Below are 14,911 nucleotides of genomic sequence, written 5' to 3' on the forward strand. Positions count from 1 at the left end.
GGGCCGGCCCCCTCGCGAGCCGGCCCGCCCCGTCCCACCCCGCACCACGAACGGAACCGCCATGCCCCTCTTCCTCTCCGACGCCGCCGTGATCACCATGGACCCGGTCTCGGGCGCCGTCCCGATCACGGCGAGCATCCGCATCGTCGACGAGCTGATCGTCGCGATCGGCCCGGGCCTCGTCCCCGAGCCGGGCGACGAGGTGATCGACGGGCGCGACCGCCTGGTCGTCCCCGGCTTCGTCAACGCCCACACCCACTCGTGGGAGTACCTCTACAAGGGCCGCTACGACAACCTGCCGCTCGAGCTGTGGATGCTGCTGTCGTACCCGATCCTCGGGAACAGCCGCGTCGCTCCGGATCTGGTGCGGCTGCGCTCGTCGCTCTTCGCCCTCGAATCGCTGAAGGCCGGGGTCACGACCCTGGTCGACGACGTGCTCGAGAACCCGGACCAGGACGCGGAGCAGCTCGCCGCGGTCTTCGACGCGTACGACGAGATCGGAGTCCGCGCCAACATCTCGGGCCACGTGATCAGCAGGCCCTTCCACGAGACGATGCCGTTCCTCGAGGAGTACGTGCCCGCGGAGATCCTCGACCAGGCGCGGTCGGCGTCGCGCCCGACGACGGAGGGCTACCTCGCCTTCAGCCGCGAGGCGTTCGCGACCCAGCACGGGAGGGGAGGCGGGCGGCTGCGCTACATGGTCGCCCCGTCCGCTCCTCAGCGCTGCGGGCCCGAGCTGCTCGTCGGGGCGACCGAGCTGGCGCTCGAGCACGGGGCGGAGTGCCACATCCACGTCCTCGAGACGAAGACGCAGCTGGTGACCGGCGAGCTGTCCTACGGCTCGACCCTGGTCGAGTACATGGAGCGGATCGGCGCGCTCTCGCCGAACACGACCTTCGCCCACGGGATCTGGCTCACCGACTCCGACATGGAGCGGATCGCCGCCGCCGGCACGTCCGTCTCGCACAACCCGATCTCGAACCTCAAGCTCGGCTCGGGCATCGCCCCGTGGCGCGCGCTGCACGACGCGGGCGTGAACCTCGGCCTCGGCACCGACGGCTGCTCGAGCAGCGACTCGCCGCGCATGCTCGACGTCGTGAAGGCCGCGGCGCTCCTGCACAAGGTCACGGATCCGGACATCGCCACCTGGCCGACCGTGTCCGAGGTGCTCACCGCCGGCACGATCGGAGGCGCGCGCAGCGCCGTGCTCGACGACGTCACCGGCAGCATCGAGGTCGGCAAGCAGGCCGACCTCGTCGTCTACGACCTCGAGACGCTGAACTTCACCCCGCGCCAGCGGCTCGAGAACCAGCTCGTCTACTCCGAGAACGGCTCGTCGATCGACACCGTGATCGTCGCGGGCCGGATCGTCGTCTCGAAGGGCGTCTCGACCACCGTCGACGAGGCGGCCCTCCGCGCGGATCTCGCCGCGCAGCTGGGGGAGATCGTGGCCTGGCAGGACTCGCTGGACCGCACGAACGGCGTGCTCACCGAGCCGTTCCGGCGGATGTACGAGCGGGCGATGCGGCACGACGCCCCCGTCGACCGCTTCAGCGGCCGTCGGCTGGTCTGAGGGCGGGCCGGCTCCCGGCGGACGCTCGGCCGACTCCCGGCCCGGCACACGGACGGGCGGAGGCGCGGCTCCAGTAGGTTGCGCACATGAGGTGGCGAGCGGGAGCGGTGGCGGTGCTCGTCCTCGCGCTCGCCGGGTGCACCGCGCCGGCCGACCCCGAGCCGACGACCGGGCCCACGACCGCCCCCGTCTCCGGGCCGGTGGTCGGCGGCTACGGCGACCTGCACGTCGCGCCCGACGGGTCGATGATGTTCTGCTACTCCGACCCCGACCCGGGATTCACGGGCGTCTGGCGGGAGTGCCAGGACGGGATCGGCACCGTGGGCGTCGACCCGGCCGCGATCGACGCGACCCTCGGGGAGACGGCGACGGCCGATCCGGGCGGGCATCGCTGGGTCGGCGCGGCGGCCGGGAAGCGCACCACCGAGGACGGCACCGATGTCTACACCGTCTTCCTCGCGGGCACGCGCACGGACGACGCCTTCACCGTGACGGCGGTCGGCGAGGGCTCCTACCGCGTGCCGTCCGAGTACCAGGAGCTGCAGCCGGGAGTGCCGGGCGGGTTCCTGGTCCGGCTCGAGCCGATCGGCTGAGCGGGGGCGCCGGCGCGGGCGGAGGAGCCGAGCGGGGTGCAGCGGCCGGGAGGGGCGGAGTCGGCGGACTCGCGCACCCCCTCCGCCCGACCCTCACAGCGGGCGCGGACGGTACCGCTCGATCAGCGCGTCGAACAGGCCGTTCATCCGCTCGTCGACCACGCGGCGCGACTCGTCGGCGTCGTACCACTCCACGATCTCGCGGGCGCCGTCGCTGAAGCGCACCGAGGGGGAGTACGCCGGGACGAGGCGGCGGATCTTCGCGTTGTCGAACACCATCGAGTGCGCCTTGTCGCCGATGATCCCGGCACCGAGCTCGGGGTCGGCCGCGGCGATCGCGTCGGAGGCGACGTGCACAAGGCGCGGCTCGACTCCGGCCGCCGCGGCGAGGCGGCGGTGGATCTCGTCCCAGGTCGGCGTCTCGTCCCCGGTGATGTGGAACGCCTCGCCGATCGCGGCGGAGGCGCCGAGAAGGCCGACCAGGCCGACAGCGACGTCTTCGGCGTGCGTGAGCGTCCAGAGCGAGGTGCCGTCGCCGAGGACGACCACCTCCTGGCCGCGGCGCATCCGGTCGACGACGGTCCAGCCTCCGTCGACGGGCAGCGCGGTGCGGTCGTAGGTGTGCGAGGGGCGGACGATCGTGACCGGGAAGCCGCTCGCGCGGTACTCGGCCACGAGCAGGTCCTCGCACGCGATCTTGTCGCGGGAGTACTGCCAGTAGGGGTTCCGGAGCGGAGTCGACTCGGTGACCGGGAGGCTGCGCGGCGGCTTCTGGTAGGCCGAGGCCGAGCTGATGAAGACGTACTGGCCCGTGCGGCCGGCGAACAGGTCGATGTCCTGCTGCACGTGCTCGGGCGTGAAGGCGACGAAGTCGATCACGGCGTCGAAGGTCTTGTCGCCGAGAGCGGCGGCGACGGAGTCGCGGTCGCGGCCGTCGGCCTGCACCTCGCGGACGCCCTCGGGCAGCGGGCGGAGCGACGTCCGCCCCCGGTTCAGCACGGTCACGTCGTGGCCGAGCCGCAGCGCCTCGCGGACGCAGGCGGCGCTGATGATGCCCGTCCCGCCGATGAACAGCACGCTGAGCGACATGGATCCTCCTCCGGCGGCGCCCGCGGCGGACGCCTCCCGACCCGATTCCCCCACATCGGGACGCCGCACGCGAGTCCCTTGACCCGGCTATCGCTCGACGGGACGCCGTTGCTCGTCCTCCGGCTCGGGGGCGAGCAGCGCCTCCGGAGCGGCCGCCGCGGTCGGTACGTCGGACGCCGTCCGCTGCTCGAGGGAGCGCCCCCAGGCCGTGCCCGCGAGGATCAGCGCGATGCCGAGGAAGCCGACCGGCGCGATCGGGTCGCGGGCGAGCGCGACTCCGACGACCGCGGCCCACACCGGCTCGGTGCCCAGCAGGAGGCTGACGCGGGAGGGGGAGGTGCGGCGGACCGCCCACGTCTGCACGAGGAAGCCGAAGACGGTGCAGACCAGGACGAGGTAGAGGAACAGGCCGGCGCCCACGGGGTCGAGCCCCGCGACGTACTCGGGGATCGGCACGCCGACGACGAGCGACGCGGCGCTGAAGACGACGGCGCAGGTGCCGAGCTGGACCGTGGTCAGGCGGAGGGAGTCCATCGGCGCCCGGGCCGAGAGGCGGTGCATCGAGGTGACGTGCACGGCCCGTACGACGGCGGCGCCGAGGATCAGCAGGTCGCCGGGGGAGAGCGGGCGGAGGGCGCCGTTGCCTGCGAGCAGCGCGACTCCGACGACCGCGACGAGGCATGCGAGCAGGAAGCGGCCCGGGAGGCGGCGCTTCGAGACGGCGGAGTCGAGGATCGGCGTGATCACGATCGTCAGGCTGATGATGAGGCCCGCGTTGGTGGCGGAGGTGCCGGCGATGCCGTAGGTCTCGAGCGCGAAGATCGTCGCGAGCAGCGCCCCGATGGTCACGCCGACCCGCCACTCCGCCGCGGTGATCCGGTGCCGCCGCGCCGCGACGATCACGGCCAGGCACAGCGCGGCGAGGGTCATCCGCGAGCCGAGCAGCGCCATCACGCTCGAGTCGGTGACGAGCTCCTTCGCCGCGAAGTAGGTCGAGCCCCAGGAGGCGGCAACCACGAGCAGGAGGAGGTCGACCCGGAAGCGGGAGAGGAGAGCGCGCACGGCTCATCGTGGCGGCACGGAGACCCGCAGGACAAGACTGCATCTTCTGCGCCGACGCGTAAGTTGGAACTCATGGAACTCGGACAGCTCAGGGCTCTGCGGGAGCTCGGCGAGCGCGGGAGCATCGCCGCCGTCGCCGCCGCGATGCGGGTGTCCCCCTCCTCCGTCTCGCAGCAGATCAGCGCGCTGCAGCGCCGCACTCCGACGGCCCTGACCTTCCGCGACGGGCGCCGGACCGCGCTGACCCCCGCCGGCCGCGCTCTCGCGGCGGCCGTGGTCGAGGTGGAGGTGGCGCTCGAGCGCGCGGCCCGGGCGGTCGCGGACTTCGAGGAGAAGCCGAGCGGCACGGTCTCGGTCGCCGCGTTCCACAGCGCGGGGCTGGCGATGTTCGGCCCGCTGCTGGAGGCGCTGCGCGCACCGGGTCGGCCGGGCGTCGCGCTCGCCGACTTCGACGTGGCGCAGAGCGCCTTCGCCGGGCTGACCGCGGATCACGACCTGGTCGTCGCGCACCGGCTCGCCGGCAGCGCCGAGTGGCCCGGGACCGTGCGCTCCACGCCCCTCCTCTTCGAGCCGCTCGACCTCGCGCTGCGGCGCGACCATCCGCTCGCCGCGAAGGACGTCGTCCGTCCCGCCGACCTCCGCGACGAGGAGTGGGTCGCGGTGCACGAGGGCTTCCCCCTGGAGCGGGCGATCGACGCCATCGCGGTCCTCGCGGGCGGCGACGCGCGCATCCCGCACCGGATCAACGACTTCCTGGTCGCGGCGGCGGTCGTGTCGGCGGGCGACGGCGTCGCGCTGCTGCCGCGGTACACGACCGACCTGCGGCGCACGCCGGAGGTGGTGCTGCGGCCGCTCGGGATCCCGGGGCTCGGCCGCCACATCGACTGCCTCGCCCGGCCCGAGACGCTGGAGCGCTCGGCCGTGCGGGTCGTGCTCGAGCAGCTGACCGAGATCGCCGCGGGGCTCGCCGCCGCGCCGTAGCATCGTGCCGTGCACCGCCTGATCGAGACCACGGCCGGAGACCCGGCCGCCACGGACCTCTTCGCCCTGCAGGAGGCCGACCTCCTCGCTCGCTACGGCGGTGACGACACCGGTCCGCGCCCTCCCGCCGACGCTCCGACCCTGCTGCTCGAGGTCGACGGCGGGCTCGTCGGCTGCGTGGCGCTCGCGGTCGAGGACGGCATCGGCGAGATCAAGCGGATGTTCGTGGTGAGCGCCGCGCGGGGCCGCGGGCTCAGCCGCGTGCTGCTCGCCGGCGTCGAGCGGCTGGCGGCCCGCGAGGGCGTGGAGCTGCTCCGACTGGTCACCGGCACGGAGCAGCCGGAGGCGATGGCGCTCTATGCGAGCGCCGGCTACGACCCGATCGCGGGCTACGGCTACTGGGGCGACGAGCCGAGCGCCCGCTGCTACGCGAAGCGGCTCGACCGCGAGGCGCTGCTCGCCGACGCGGGCTGACGCCGGGCTGGCGCCGGGCTGGCGCTGGGCTGATGCCGGGCTGGCCGTTCGGCCGTCGGGGCGTGACGCCGGGCTGACGCCAGGCTGCCCGTTCGGCCGTCGCGGGCCGGCGCCGGACTGACGTCGGGTTCTGCGCTCGGCCGTCGCGGGCTCTCCGGGCCGCTCGGTCCGGGGTGCTCGCGAGTCGGGCCGCCCGCTCGGAGGGTCCGTATCGGCGAGTCCGACGGGGCATCTGCGACGTCGTCCACGACTGGTCGGCGCTGCGGAGAAGTCGCTGAGGATGAGGCGCGGGGGGCGCGGCGCGCCGCCTCAGGGCAGGTTCGCGCCAGAGCGGCCTCGAGCGGCGTGCCCCGTCGCGGAGCAGGCGACTCTGTCGGAGCGGCACGGGCATCCTCCCGCGCCTCTCACCCGACTCTGCCCCCGATACCCAGGGGTGCACGATGACAGAAGGACTCCGATGCAGAACGAAGACACCAGCACGCCGACCGGCGCCCCCGATCGTCTGACCCAGCGCCGAACCGTGGTGAAGGGCGCCGCATGGGCGATTCCTGTTGTGGCCGCCTCGATCGCCGCTCCGATGGCGTCGGCCTCGACCGCCCCCCAGTGCGCCCTGCAGGACGCGCAGCGCATCGACGCCACCTCGACCACCGCGCTCGCGGCCCGGACGATCCCCGTGCCCGCGGGAACCCAGTGGGTCCGCTTCACGGCGGTCGGCGGAGACGGCGGCGGCGTCCGCACCGGGTCGGACGTCACCAGCGCCGGTGCGCGGGTGACGGGCACCATCCCCGTCGACGCGCTCGGCGGAGCGTCCGAGATCGTCATCACCGCGGGCTCGGGCGGCAGCAACCAGGCCGGCGGCCGGGGGCTCGGCAACGGCGGGGCTCCGGGCACTCCGGGCTACATCGGCTCCGGAGGAGGGGGCGGGGCCAGCGGGATCACCGCCGCGGGCTCCCTGCTCGTCATCGCGGGCGGCGGCGGCGGTAGCGCAGCCGGCTTCACCTCGAACGACTTCACCCGGTCCGCCCGCGTCGGGCCGAACGCGGGGTCCGGCGGTCCCGTCGGCGGCTCCGGCTACGACAGCGCCGTCTCGCGCGCGGACAGCAGCACCGGCTCCACGGAGCAGGCCCCGAGCACCGGCGGAAGCCAGACCGGGCCGGGGCAGCCCGGTGTGACGACGGTCAACGTGACCGAGACGGTTCTCGGCAGCCCGGGCTCCGGGCGCGACGGCGGTGCCGGCGCAGCGAGGACGAACGCGAGCCGCCAGGTGACCTACGCGTCCGGTGGTGGCGGCGGCGGCTACTTCGGCGGTGCCGGCGGCGGCACCTCCCTGTGGGTGCGGGGTGGCGGCTCCTACGCGGCCAACGCGTCGACGGGCGCAGGAGGCAGCAGCTTCGCCGCGTCCGGCGTGACCGTCGAGAACTCCGACGTCGACACCCGTTCGCAGACGATGGGCTACGTGGAGGTCGCCTTCTTCGTCTGCGAGTAGCGCCTGCCCGAAGGCCAGGTGAGCCTCCGTGGTCGCCCGCTCCGGCGTGCGACCACGGAGGCTCGTCGTCGTCACCGTCCGCTCCACGTCGTCCCCGTCCTCCTGATGTCTCAGCACCATATCAGTATGGGACAGGAGGCGCCAGCCCTCACTCCTCCTGCGGTTCCGCGCTGTCGTGCTGCAGGCGCACCAGGACGCGGCGGAGGTGCATCGCCGCGAGGACGCCGGGCCCGAGGGTCCGGGAGGTCGCGGCGGTCCGCTCGTCGACGACCTGCACGAGGTGCCGGATCGCGCGGGCCGCGCCTCCGATCGCCCAGTGCGCGGCGGGGGAGCCGGCGTCGTCGCGGTCGATCGCGTCGGCGACCGCCCGGCAGGCCTCGCTCAGCGGCGGGCCGAGCGCCGGATCGAACGGGAGCGCGCCCGGCCGCTCCCAGATGGTGTCCGCGAGGGCGCCGCTCAGATCGCGGACGTGGAAGAGGATCGCGTCGAGCGTCTCGAGGCGGAGGTGGTCGGGTCGGGAGTCGCGCCGGTGCAGCAGCGCGCGCGGGTTGCCCTTGCGGCTCTCGTCCGCGTCCGCGAGGGCCGCGCGGACCTCCTCCGCCGTCCGGGCCAGCTCCTCGCCGTTGCGCGCCCAGGCCTCGTGCTCGGGCGGCCACGTCTCCTCGAGCGCGGCGGCCAGCTGGCGCAGGTGCTCCGCGAGCTCGCGCTGGAACGCGTCGACCCGGGCGGACGCCGCCTCGACGGTGAGCCCGGGGGCGACGACCACGTTCACCAGCAGCCCCACCACCACGCCCACCGCCATCTGCACGAGGTAGCCGAGGGAGTAGTCCTCGGCGTCGGCCCCGCCGATGATGAGCACGAAGAGGGCCGCCATCGGCACGTACTCGCGGCCCGCGCCGAACCACCCCGTCCCCGAGAGGACCACGCCGATCCCGACGACGAGCGGGATCGTCCACCAGGTCGGGCCGACGGTGGCCACCACGAGGGCGGCGAGCCCGATCCCCGCCGCCAGGCCGAGCAGGGTCTGCAGTCCGGTGCGGACCGAGCCCATCAGGGTCGGGTACATGCTGACCAGGGCGCCGAGCGGCGCGTAGTACGGGTACTGCTCCGCGACTCCGGGAGCGAGCGGCGCGACGGCCCAGGCGATGCCGACCGCCAGCGCCGTCTTGAGAGCGAGCATGAGGCGCGAGCCGGTGACCGCCTCCCGCCAGGCGAGGGCGGCGCGGGACGTCCGGGTGCGGGGCATCCCGGCACCCTAGGCGAGGGGCGCGGACCGTCTCTCCCCTCTTGACAGCGGCGGCTGAGGCGCGAGCGGCGGTGGAAGAAAGAGGACGGCGGCTCGGGACGGCGGTGCTGATCACGACTCACGACGAACGTCCGATCCGGCCCACGTCGCCTGCGCCGTTCCACGGGGCGCCGCGGATCCTTCCTCCGTGACGAGAGCGACCGCGCGGACCGCAGGCGCCGTGAAGTGATGCCACCCCCGCTCACGGGGGCCGTTGAGTTTGCGCAGACGCCCTGTTACCGTGAACAAACCGTGCAGCTGGCGGCGTCGGAGGCCTCGAGGTGGAGGTCGCGCCGGATCCTGCGAGTCACGGCGAGTTCTTCTCCGAGGTCCACCGGGCCTCTCCCCTTGGCGCCCTCCGGCGCCTCTCCGCAGCCCCCCCAGCCCCCGGGGGCGCGCCGCTCACGGTGCGCCTCCGGGCCCCACGCCGCCCCTTGACGATGGAGTCACGATGACGACCGCATCGACGCCCGTCGACGCCGAGCTCCCCCTATCCGCGGGGCTCCGGCGCCACCACACGGCCGGGCTGCTGATCCTCCTCGCCGCGGTGGCTCCGCTGCCCTACACCGCCGCCTCCCCGGCCGTCGCCCTCGGCGAGCCGACCTCCACCGACCCGATCGCGCCGGACACCGCCGACCCCGCGATCGAGTTCCACGACGGCGACTGCTCCATGGTCGCGACAGCCCGGGCAACCCCGTCGTGATGCGGAGGGCGCCCACCCTCGCGGCACTCGGCACCACCGCCCCGACCACCGGGTACACCGACACGGACCCCGGCGGCTGATCCCTCGTGCCGGTCGAGCGGCTGCCCCTCCCTGCCTGTCGAGCAGCCGCCCAGCGGCGTATCGAGCCCCTCGTGCTCCGCACACAGGTTCCGACACGCCCCTGACGGCGCTGCTCGACCGAGCAGGGCTCGGCACCCCGAGATCCTCTCCCCCTCCCCGAACCGCACCACTCCACCGAAGGAGCACCATGCCCCCCACCACCACACCCGCGCGGCGAGCGCCGCTGCGCGCAGCGCTCGCCGCGCTCGGCCTCGGAGCAGTGCTGCTCTCGGGCCTCGTCGCCCCGGCTCCGGCCGCGCAGGCGGCCGATGCCGTGATCCCGCAGCAGGGCCTCCTCGCCGACTACCGGTTCACGCAGACCACCGGCAGCACGGTCCCGAACACCGTGAGCGGAGGCGTGGGAGCCGCCACCGTCCGCAACGCGACCGACGCGCTCTGGACCGGCACGTCGCTCCGCCTCACCGGCGGCCCCAAGAGCAGCACCACCGCCCCCTGGGTGCAGCTGCCCGCGAACCTGCTGACCGGTCGCTCGTCGGCCACCGTCACGATCGAGACCCGCGCCGACGCGTCGATGCTCTCGAACTTCCACTTCCTGTGGAACATCGGCAGCGACAGCACGAACCAGTACTGGTTCGCGTCCGTCCGCGACCGGGTGCGCACCGCGATCACGACCAGCGGAGGGAACGGCGAGAACAACGCCCGCAGCGCCTCCGCCCTGACCGCCGACCGCTGGTACAGCCTCACCTCGGTGATCGACGGCAGCGCCGGCACGATCTCGTTCTTCGTCGACGGCGTCCAGGTCGCCTCGGCGCCCACCGCTCTGCGCCCCTCGTCGGTGGCGGACCAGTCGCTGAACACGATCGGCCGAGCACCGTACCCCGACCCGTTCTACACGGGCGAGGTCTCGGCGTTCCGCGTCTACGACCGCGCGCTCACCGGGGCGGAGGTGGTGGCCGTGTCGAGCGTCGACGCGAAGCCTCACGCCTCCACGTTCTCCCCGATCGCCGCCGCCGTGCTGGCCGGGGTCGCCCCGCTCACCGTCGACGACTCGACCACGAACCTGCCCGACTACGGGGGAGCGGTGACCTGGTCCTCCAGCGACCCGACCCTGCGCGTCTCGGCCGACGGCCGCACCCTCAGCGCCGACCGCCCCGCCGTGGGCCAGGCCGCGCGCGCCTCGACGCTCACCGCGACGGCGTCGATCCGCGGAATCGTGCAGACCCGCTCGATCGCCGTGACGGTCGAGCCGCAGGTCGGCGTCGACACCCCCTACGGCTACATGATGGTCCACTTCGTCGAGGACTCCCAGGGCTACGCCGAGAAGATCTACCTCGACGTCTCCCGCGGCGACGACCCGGAGAAGTGGGACCCGCTCAACGGCGCGAAGCCGATCCTGGCCTCCGACCTCGGCACCACCGGTGTCCGCGACCCGTACCTGACCTACAACCCCGACACGAAGAAGTACTACATCATCGCCACGGACCTCCGCGTCTTCGGCGGCGACCGGGGCCCCAGCACCTGCGACACCTGGTGCTACTGGACCACCAAGGGCAGCACGAAGATGAACGTCTGGGAGTCGAGCGACCTCGTGTCGTGGAGCGACGTCCGCCAGTTCGACGTGGCGCTCGACGCCGCGGGGACGAAGAAGCTCGAGGCCGGCATGATGTGGGCTCCCGAGGCCACGTGGGTGCCGGACTACGCGGGACCCGGCAAGGGCGCGTTCGTCGTCTACTGGTCCTCGACGGTCTACCCGACCGCGGCGCACACGCCGGGCACCGGATCCTCCCGCGTGCTCTGGGGAGCGACCACGGACTTCACGCAGGCCACCTACTCGTACGGCGGCACCTTCATCGACACCGGGGCCGACACGATCGACACCACGCTGATCCAGGACTCCGGCACGACCTACCGGATCTCGAAGGACAACGGCACCGGCAAGGGCATCTACATGGAGTCGACCACCTCGGCGACCTGGTGGCTGCCGACGACCTCGTGGACGCAGATCCAGTCGCGCATCGGCGCGGTGTGGTCCGGCGGCAACCCCGGCGGGGTCGAGGGCCCCGCGGTGTTCAAGGACCACGGCGAGGACACCTGGTACCTGTACGTCGACGTGATCCCCGCGACCGGCTACAAGCCGATGGTGACGAACGACCTCGACACGGGCTGGACCCAGCTCACCGACCCGGGCTTCTCGCTCGCCTCGTCGACCAAGCACGGCGGCATCGTCTCGCTGACCGCGGGGCAGTACGCCGAGGTCCGCTCGGCCGACGCCGCCTCCGCGGTCCGCTCGGACCTCGGCGAGGTGACGGTCGCCTCCGGCACCGACGCCGCGGCGGCTCTGCCCGCCCGCGCCGACGTCGTGCTCGCCTACAACCGGGGCACCGCCTCGCAGCCGGTCACCTGGAACACCTCCGCGGTGGCGACGGCGCCCGGCCGCTACTCCGTCACCGGAGTCGTCCGCACGATCGGTGCGAACGACAACCAGTGGGTGGGCGCGAACGGATCGACGGCCTACAACGCCGCCGACCGTCGGCTCTCGAGCTCCACGGCCGTCACGGTCACCGCGACCGTGGTGGTGACGGCACCGACCTCGACGCTCACCGCGTCCACCCGCTGCGTCGCGGGCAAGGTCGTCCTCACCGGAGTGGTGAAGAACACGGGCACGACGCCCCTCTCGGTCGTCATCCGCTCGCCGTTCGGCGCCTCGCAGACGCTGACCGCCGCCCCCGGCGCCAGCGCCTCGGCCGCCTTCACCACCCGTCAGGCCTCGGTCCCGGCCGCCTCGCTCACCGCGGGCGCCCTGACCGCGGCCTACCCGGCGCGCACCTGCTGACGCACGCGCGCCGCTGACGCCGAGACGGCCCGCCCCCGCCGAGACACCGCCCCACTGCGGTGCCTCGGCCGGGAGCGGGCCGTCTCGGCGTCGAGCGCCTCGGAGCTCCGCGGCGGCCGCCCCACATCCCGGCACGGCAGGCTGTACGGATGAGCGCGCCTGGAACCACCGACCCCCTCGACCACGTCCGCGTGCGCGGCGCCCGCGAGAACAACCTCCGGAGCATCGACGTCGATGTGCCGCGCGACGCCCTCGTCGCCTTCACGGGGGTCTCCGGATCGGGCAAGAGCTCGCTCGCCTTCGGCACGCTCTACGCGGAGGCGCAGCGCCGCTACTTCGAGTCGGTCGCCCCCTACGCGCGGCGGCTGATCGACCAGGTCGGCGTGCCGGACGTCGACTCGATCGAGGGCCTGCCGCCGGCCGTCGCCCTCCCACAGCGGCGCTCCGGAGGCTCGGCCCGCTCCACGGTCGGCAGTGCGACGACGCTCTCGAGCGTGGTGCGGATGGTGTTCTCGCGCATCGGCGCCTACCCCGAGGGCGCGCCGATGCTGCTCGCGGAGGACTTCTCGGCCAACACCGTGCAGGGCGCGTGCCCCAGCTGCCACGGCATCGGCCGGGTCTACGACGTCCCCGACGAGCTGATGGTGCCGGACGACTCCCTCTCGATCCGCGACGGGGCGCTCGCCGCCTGGCCGACCGCCTGGCACGGCAAGCAACTGCGCGACAGCCTGATCTCGCTCGGACACGACATCGACGCTCCGTGGCGCGACCTGCCCGCGGAGGACCGCGACTGGATCCTGCACACTCCTGACTCCCCGCAGGTTCCCGTGTGGACCGACCGCTCTCCCGCGGAGGTGCGCGCGTCCGTGGCCGCCGGGGACGAGCCGCGCTACATGAGCACGTTCCTCGGGGTGCGCCGCTACGTGCTCGACACCTTCGCCGGCTCGAAGAGCGCCCGGATGCGCGAGCGCGCGGCCTCGTTCGTCGTCAGCGTCGCCTGCCCGGTGTGCGGCGGCCGGAGGCTGAAGCCCGACGCGCTCGCGGTCACCTTCGAGGGGCTCGACATCACCGAGCTGTCGGCGCTCCCGCTCGAGGAGCTGGTCGTCGTCGCGCGGCGCGTGCTGGAGCCCGGCTGGACCCCGGCCGACGGCGCTCCGCAGACCCGCCTGGCCGCGCAGCGGCTGGTCGAGGACCTCGTCGCCCGCCTCGCGCCGATCGTCGACCTGGGCCTCGGCCACCTCTCGCTCGACCGCTCCACGCCGACGCTCTCCTCGGGGGAGCTCCAGCGGATGCGCCTCGCGACGCAGGTGCTCTCGCGCCTCTTCGGCGTCGTCTTCGTGCTCGACGAGCCGTCTACGGGCCTGCACCCCGCCGACACGGAGGCGCTGCTCGGCATCCTGCGGACCCTGCGCGCGACCGGCAACACCGTCTTCTTCGTCGAGCACTCCCTCGACGTCATCCGCGAGGCCGACTGGATCGTCGACATCGGCCCGGGCGCGGGGTCGGGGGGCGGCACCGTCGTCTACTCCGGCCCGCTCGACGGCCTGCCGGGCGCCCGCGGCTCCGTCACCCGCCGCTACCTCTTCCCCGAGGGCGACCCGGCGCCGCTGCGCTCCCGCCGCACCGCGGAGCAGTGGATCGAGCTCGCCGGAGTCTCGCGGCACACCCTCGACGACCTCTCCGTCGCGTTCCCGGTCGGGGTGCTCACCGCGGTCACCGGTGTCTCCGGATCGGGCAAGTCGACGCTCGTGAACCAGGCGCTGCCCGATCTGCTGCGCGCCTCGCTCCGCGCCGACGTCGCCGAGGACGCGCCGGCCGAGGAGGGCGGGGAGGCGGACCCGCTGCTCGACGCGGCCGCGGCGGCGACCCGCGGCACCGCCTCCGGGCCCGCGGACCGCCTGCGCCGGGTGGTGCAGGTGACTCAGACCCCGATCGGCCGGACCTCGCGCTCGAACGTCGCGACGTACACGGGCCTGTTCGACCGGGTGCGGACGCTCTTCGCGGCCACCCCGGAGGCGAAGCGCCGCCGCTTCTCGGCGAGCCGCTTCTCCTTCAACCTGCCCAGCGGGCGCTGCCCCGTCTGCAAGGGCGAGGGCTCCGTGGAGGTGGAGCTGCTGTTCCTCCCGACCGTCGAGGCGCCCTGCACGGCGTGCGGCGGCACCCGGTACAACGACGAGACCCTCGAGGTCACCCTCGGCGGCCGGACGATCGCCGACGTCCTCGCGCTGAGCGTCGCCGACGCGCGCGAGGCCTTCGCCGAGGACCGCGAGGTCGCCCGCCACCTCGACGCTCTGGTGGACGTGGGGCTCGGCTACGTCTCGCTCGGCCAGCCGGCGCCCGAGCTGTCCGGGGGAGAGGCGCAGCGGGTGAAGCTCGCCTCGGAGCTGCGTCGCGCCCAGCGCGGGGACACGCTCTACCTGCTCGACGAGCCGACGTCGGGCCTGCACCCCGCCGACGCCGACCGCCTGCTCGAGCACCTGCAGCACCTCGTCGACGCGGGCAACACGGTGATCGTCGTCGAGCACGACATGCGCGTCGTCGCCGACGCGGACTGGGTCGTGGACCTCGGCCCGGGGGCGGGCCGGGCCGGCGGCTCGGTGGTCGCGACGGGCACTCCGGAGGAGGTCGCCGAGGCCGCGGGCAGCCGCACCGCTCCGTACCTCCGGGCGGCTCTGGACCGGCGCCGCTGAGCGCTCGAGGACCCTGTCAGTCCTCTCACCGAAACCTCACCGAAAACTATTGTTAACGGTA

11 protein-coding genes are annotated in these 14,911 nt (G+C 73.8%); 8 read left to right on the forward strand and 3 right to left on the reverse strand.

What is annotated here, in order from left to right:
* Positions 1-61: 61 nt before the first annotated feature.
* Both C5C69_RS08520 and C5C69_RS08525 read left to right on the forward strand, forming a co-directional pair.
* Entirely contained in the window at positions 62-1,573 is a 1,512-nt protein-coding gene (locus C5C69_RS08520; protein WP_104234486.1) for an amidohydrolase family protein, read from the forward strand.
* An 86-nt stretch (positions 1,574-1,659) separates the two neighbouring features.
* Positions 1,660-2,166, forward strand: a complete 507-nt coding sequence (locus C5C69_RS08525; protein ID WP_146083452.1) for a hypothetical protein — start codon at positions 1,660-1,662, stop codon at positions 2,164-2,166.
* A gap of 93 nt (positions 2,167-2,259) precedes the next feature.
* Here the strand turns inward: C5C69_RS08525 and C5C69_RS08530 are convergent, their stop codons facing one another.
* Together C5C69_RS08530 and C5C69_RS08535 are read right to left on the reverse strand one after the other, a co-directional pair.
* Entirely contained in the window at positions 2,260-3,255 is a 996-nt protein-coding gene (locus C5C69_RS08530) for an SDR family oxidoreductase (RefSeq protein WP_104257745.1), read from the reverse strand.
* An 87-nt stretch (positions 3,256-3,342) separates the two neighbouring features.
* Positions 3,343-4,317, reverse strand: a complete 975-nt coding sequence (locus C5C69_RS08535) for a DMT family transporter (RefSeq protein WP_219812358.1) — start codon at positions 4,315-4,317, stop codon at positions 3,343-3,345.
* A 72-nt stretch (positions 4,318-4,389) separates the two neighbouring features.
* Between C5C69_RS08535 and C5C69_RS08540 the strand changes: the two genes are divergently transcribed.
* From C5C69_RS08540 to C5C69_RS08550, 3 genes are all read left to right on the forward strand, one after another.
* The gene (locus C5C69_RS08540; protein ID WP_104257746.1) at positions 4,390-5,298 is read left to right on the forward strand and encodes a LysR family transcriptional regulator; all 909 of its coding nucleotides are present in this window, start codon (positions 4,390-4,392) and stop codon (positions 5,296-5,298) included.
* A gap of 9 nt (positions 5,299-5,307) precedes the next feature.
* A complete protein-coding gene (locus C5C69_RS08545; RefSeq protein ID WP_104226986.1) occupies positions 5,308-5,772 on the forward strand; it encodes a GNAT family N-acetyltransferase in 465 nt (154 codons plus the stop codon).
* Positions 5,773-6,229: 457 nt separating this feature from the next.
* A complete protein-coding gene (locus C5C69_RS08550; RefSeq protein ID WP_104351504.1) occupies positions 6,230-7,258 on the forward strand; it encodes a hypothetical protein in 1,029 nt (342 codons plus the stop codon).
* A 148-nt stretch (positions 7,259-7,406) separates the two neighbouring features.
* Here C5C69_RS08550 and C5C69_RS08555 read toward each other — a convergent pair whose 3' ends face one another.
* Entirely contained in the window at positions 7,407-8,504 is a 1,098-nt protein-coding gene (locus tag C5C69_RS08555; protein ID WP_104257747.1) for an aromatic acid exporter family protein, read from the reverse strand.
* A 490-nt stretch (positions 8,505-8,994) separates the two neighbouring features.
* Between C5C69_RS08555 and C5C69_RS08560 the strand changes: the two genes are divergently transcribed.
* The 3 genes from C5C69_RS08560 to C5C69_RS08570 all read left to right on the forward strand — a co-directional run bounded on the left by C5C69_RS08560 (position 8,995) and on the right by C5C69_RS08570 (position 14,850).
* A complete protein-coding gene (locus tag C5C69_RS08560) occupies positions 8,995-9,246 on the forward strand; it encodes a hypothetical protein (protein WP_104257748.1) in 252 nt (83 codons plus the stop codon).
* 268 nt (positions 9,247-9,514) lie between these two features.
* Positions 9,515-12,160: a LamG-like jellyroll fold domain-containing protein gene (locus C5C69_RS08565; RefSeq protein ID WP_104257749.1), complete on the forward strand. Its 2,646-nt coding sequence runs from the start codon at positions 9,515-9,517 to the stop codon at positions 12,158-12,160.
* 149 nt (positions 12,161-12,309) lie between these two features.
* Complete coding sequence (locus C5C69_RS08570) at positions 12,310-14,850, forward strand: excinuclease ABC subunit UvrA (RefSeq protein ID WP_104257750.1); 2,541 nt, start codon at positions 12,310-12,312, stop codon at positions 14,848-14,850.
* The last annotated feature ends 61 nt before the right edge of the window (positions 14,851-14,911 follow it).

Source organism: Rathayibacter sp. AY1C7 (assembly GCF_002931865.1).
Lineage (GTDB): Bacteria > Actinomycetota > Actinomycetes > Actinomycetales > Microbacteriaceae > Rathayibacter.

Excerpts from the sequence above, each read along its gene's own strand:
- C5C69_RS08550 (WP_104351504.1), top strand. The coding sequence starts at position 6,230 with ATGCAGAACGAAGACACCAGCACGCCGACCGGCGCCCCCGATCGTCTG.
- C5C69_RS08570 (WP_104257750.1), top strand. The coding sequence starts at position 12,310 with ATGAGCGCGCCTGGAACCACCGACCCCCTCGACCACGTCCGCGTGCGC.
- C5C69_RS08540 (WP_104257746.1), top strand. The coding sequence starts at position 4,390 with ATGGAACTCGGACAGCTCAGGGCTCTGCGGGAGCTCGGCGAGCGCGGG.
- C5C69_RS08530 (WP_104257745.1), bottom strand. The coding sequence starts at position 3,255 with ATGTCGCTCAGCGTGCTGTTCATCGGCGGGACGGGCATCATCAGCGCC.
- C5C69_RS08525 (WP_146083452.1), top strand. The coding sequence starts at position 1,660 with ATGAGGTGGCGAGCGGGAGCGGTGGCGGTGCTCGTCCTCGCGCTCGCC.
- C5C69_RS08560 (WP_104257748.1), top strand. The coding sequence starts at position 8,995 with ATGACGACCGCATCGACGCCCGTCGACGCCGAGCTCCCCCTATCCGCG.
- C5C69_RS08520 (WP_104234486.1), top strand. The coding sequence starts at position 62 with ATGCCCCTCTTCCTCTCCGACGCCGCCGTGATCACCATGGACCCGGTC.
- C5C69_RS08565 (WP_104257749.1), top strand. The coding sequence starts at position 9,515 with ATGCCCCCCACCACCACACCCGCGCGGCGAGCGCCGCTGCGCGCAGCG.
- C5C69_RS08555 (WP_104257747.1), bottom strand. The coding sequence starts at position 8,504 with ATGCCCCGCACCCGGACGTCCCGCGCCGCCCTCGCCTGGCGGGAGGCG.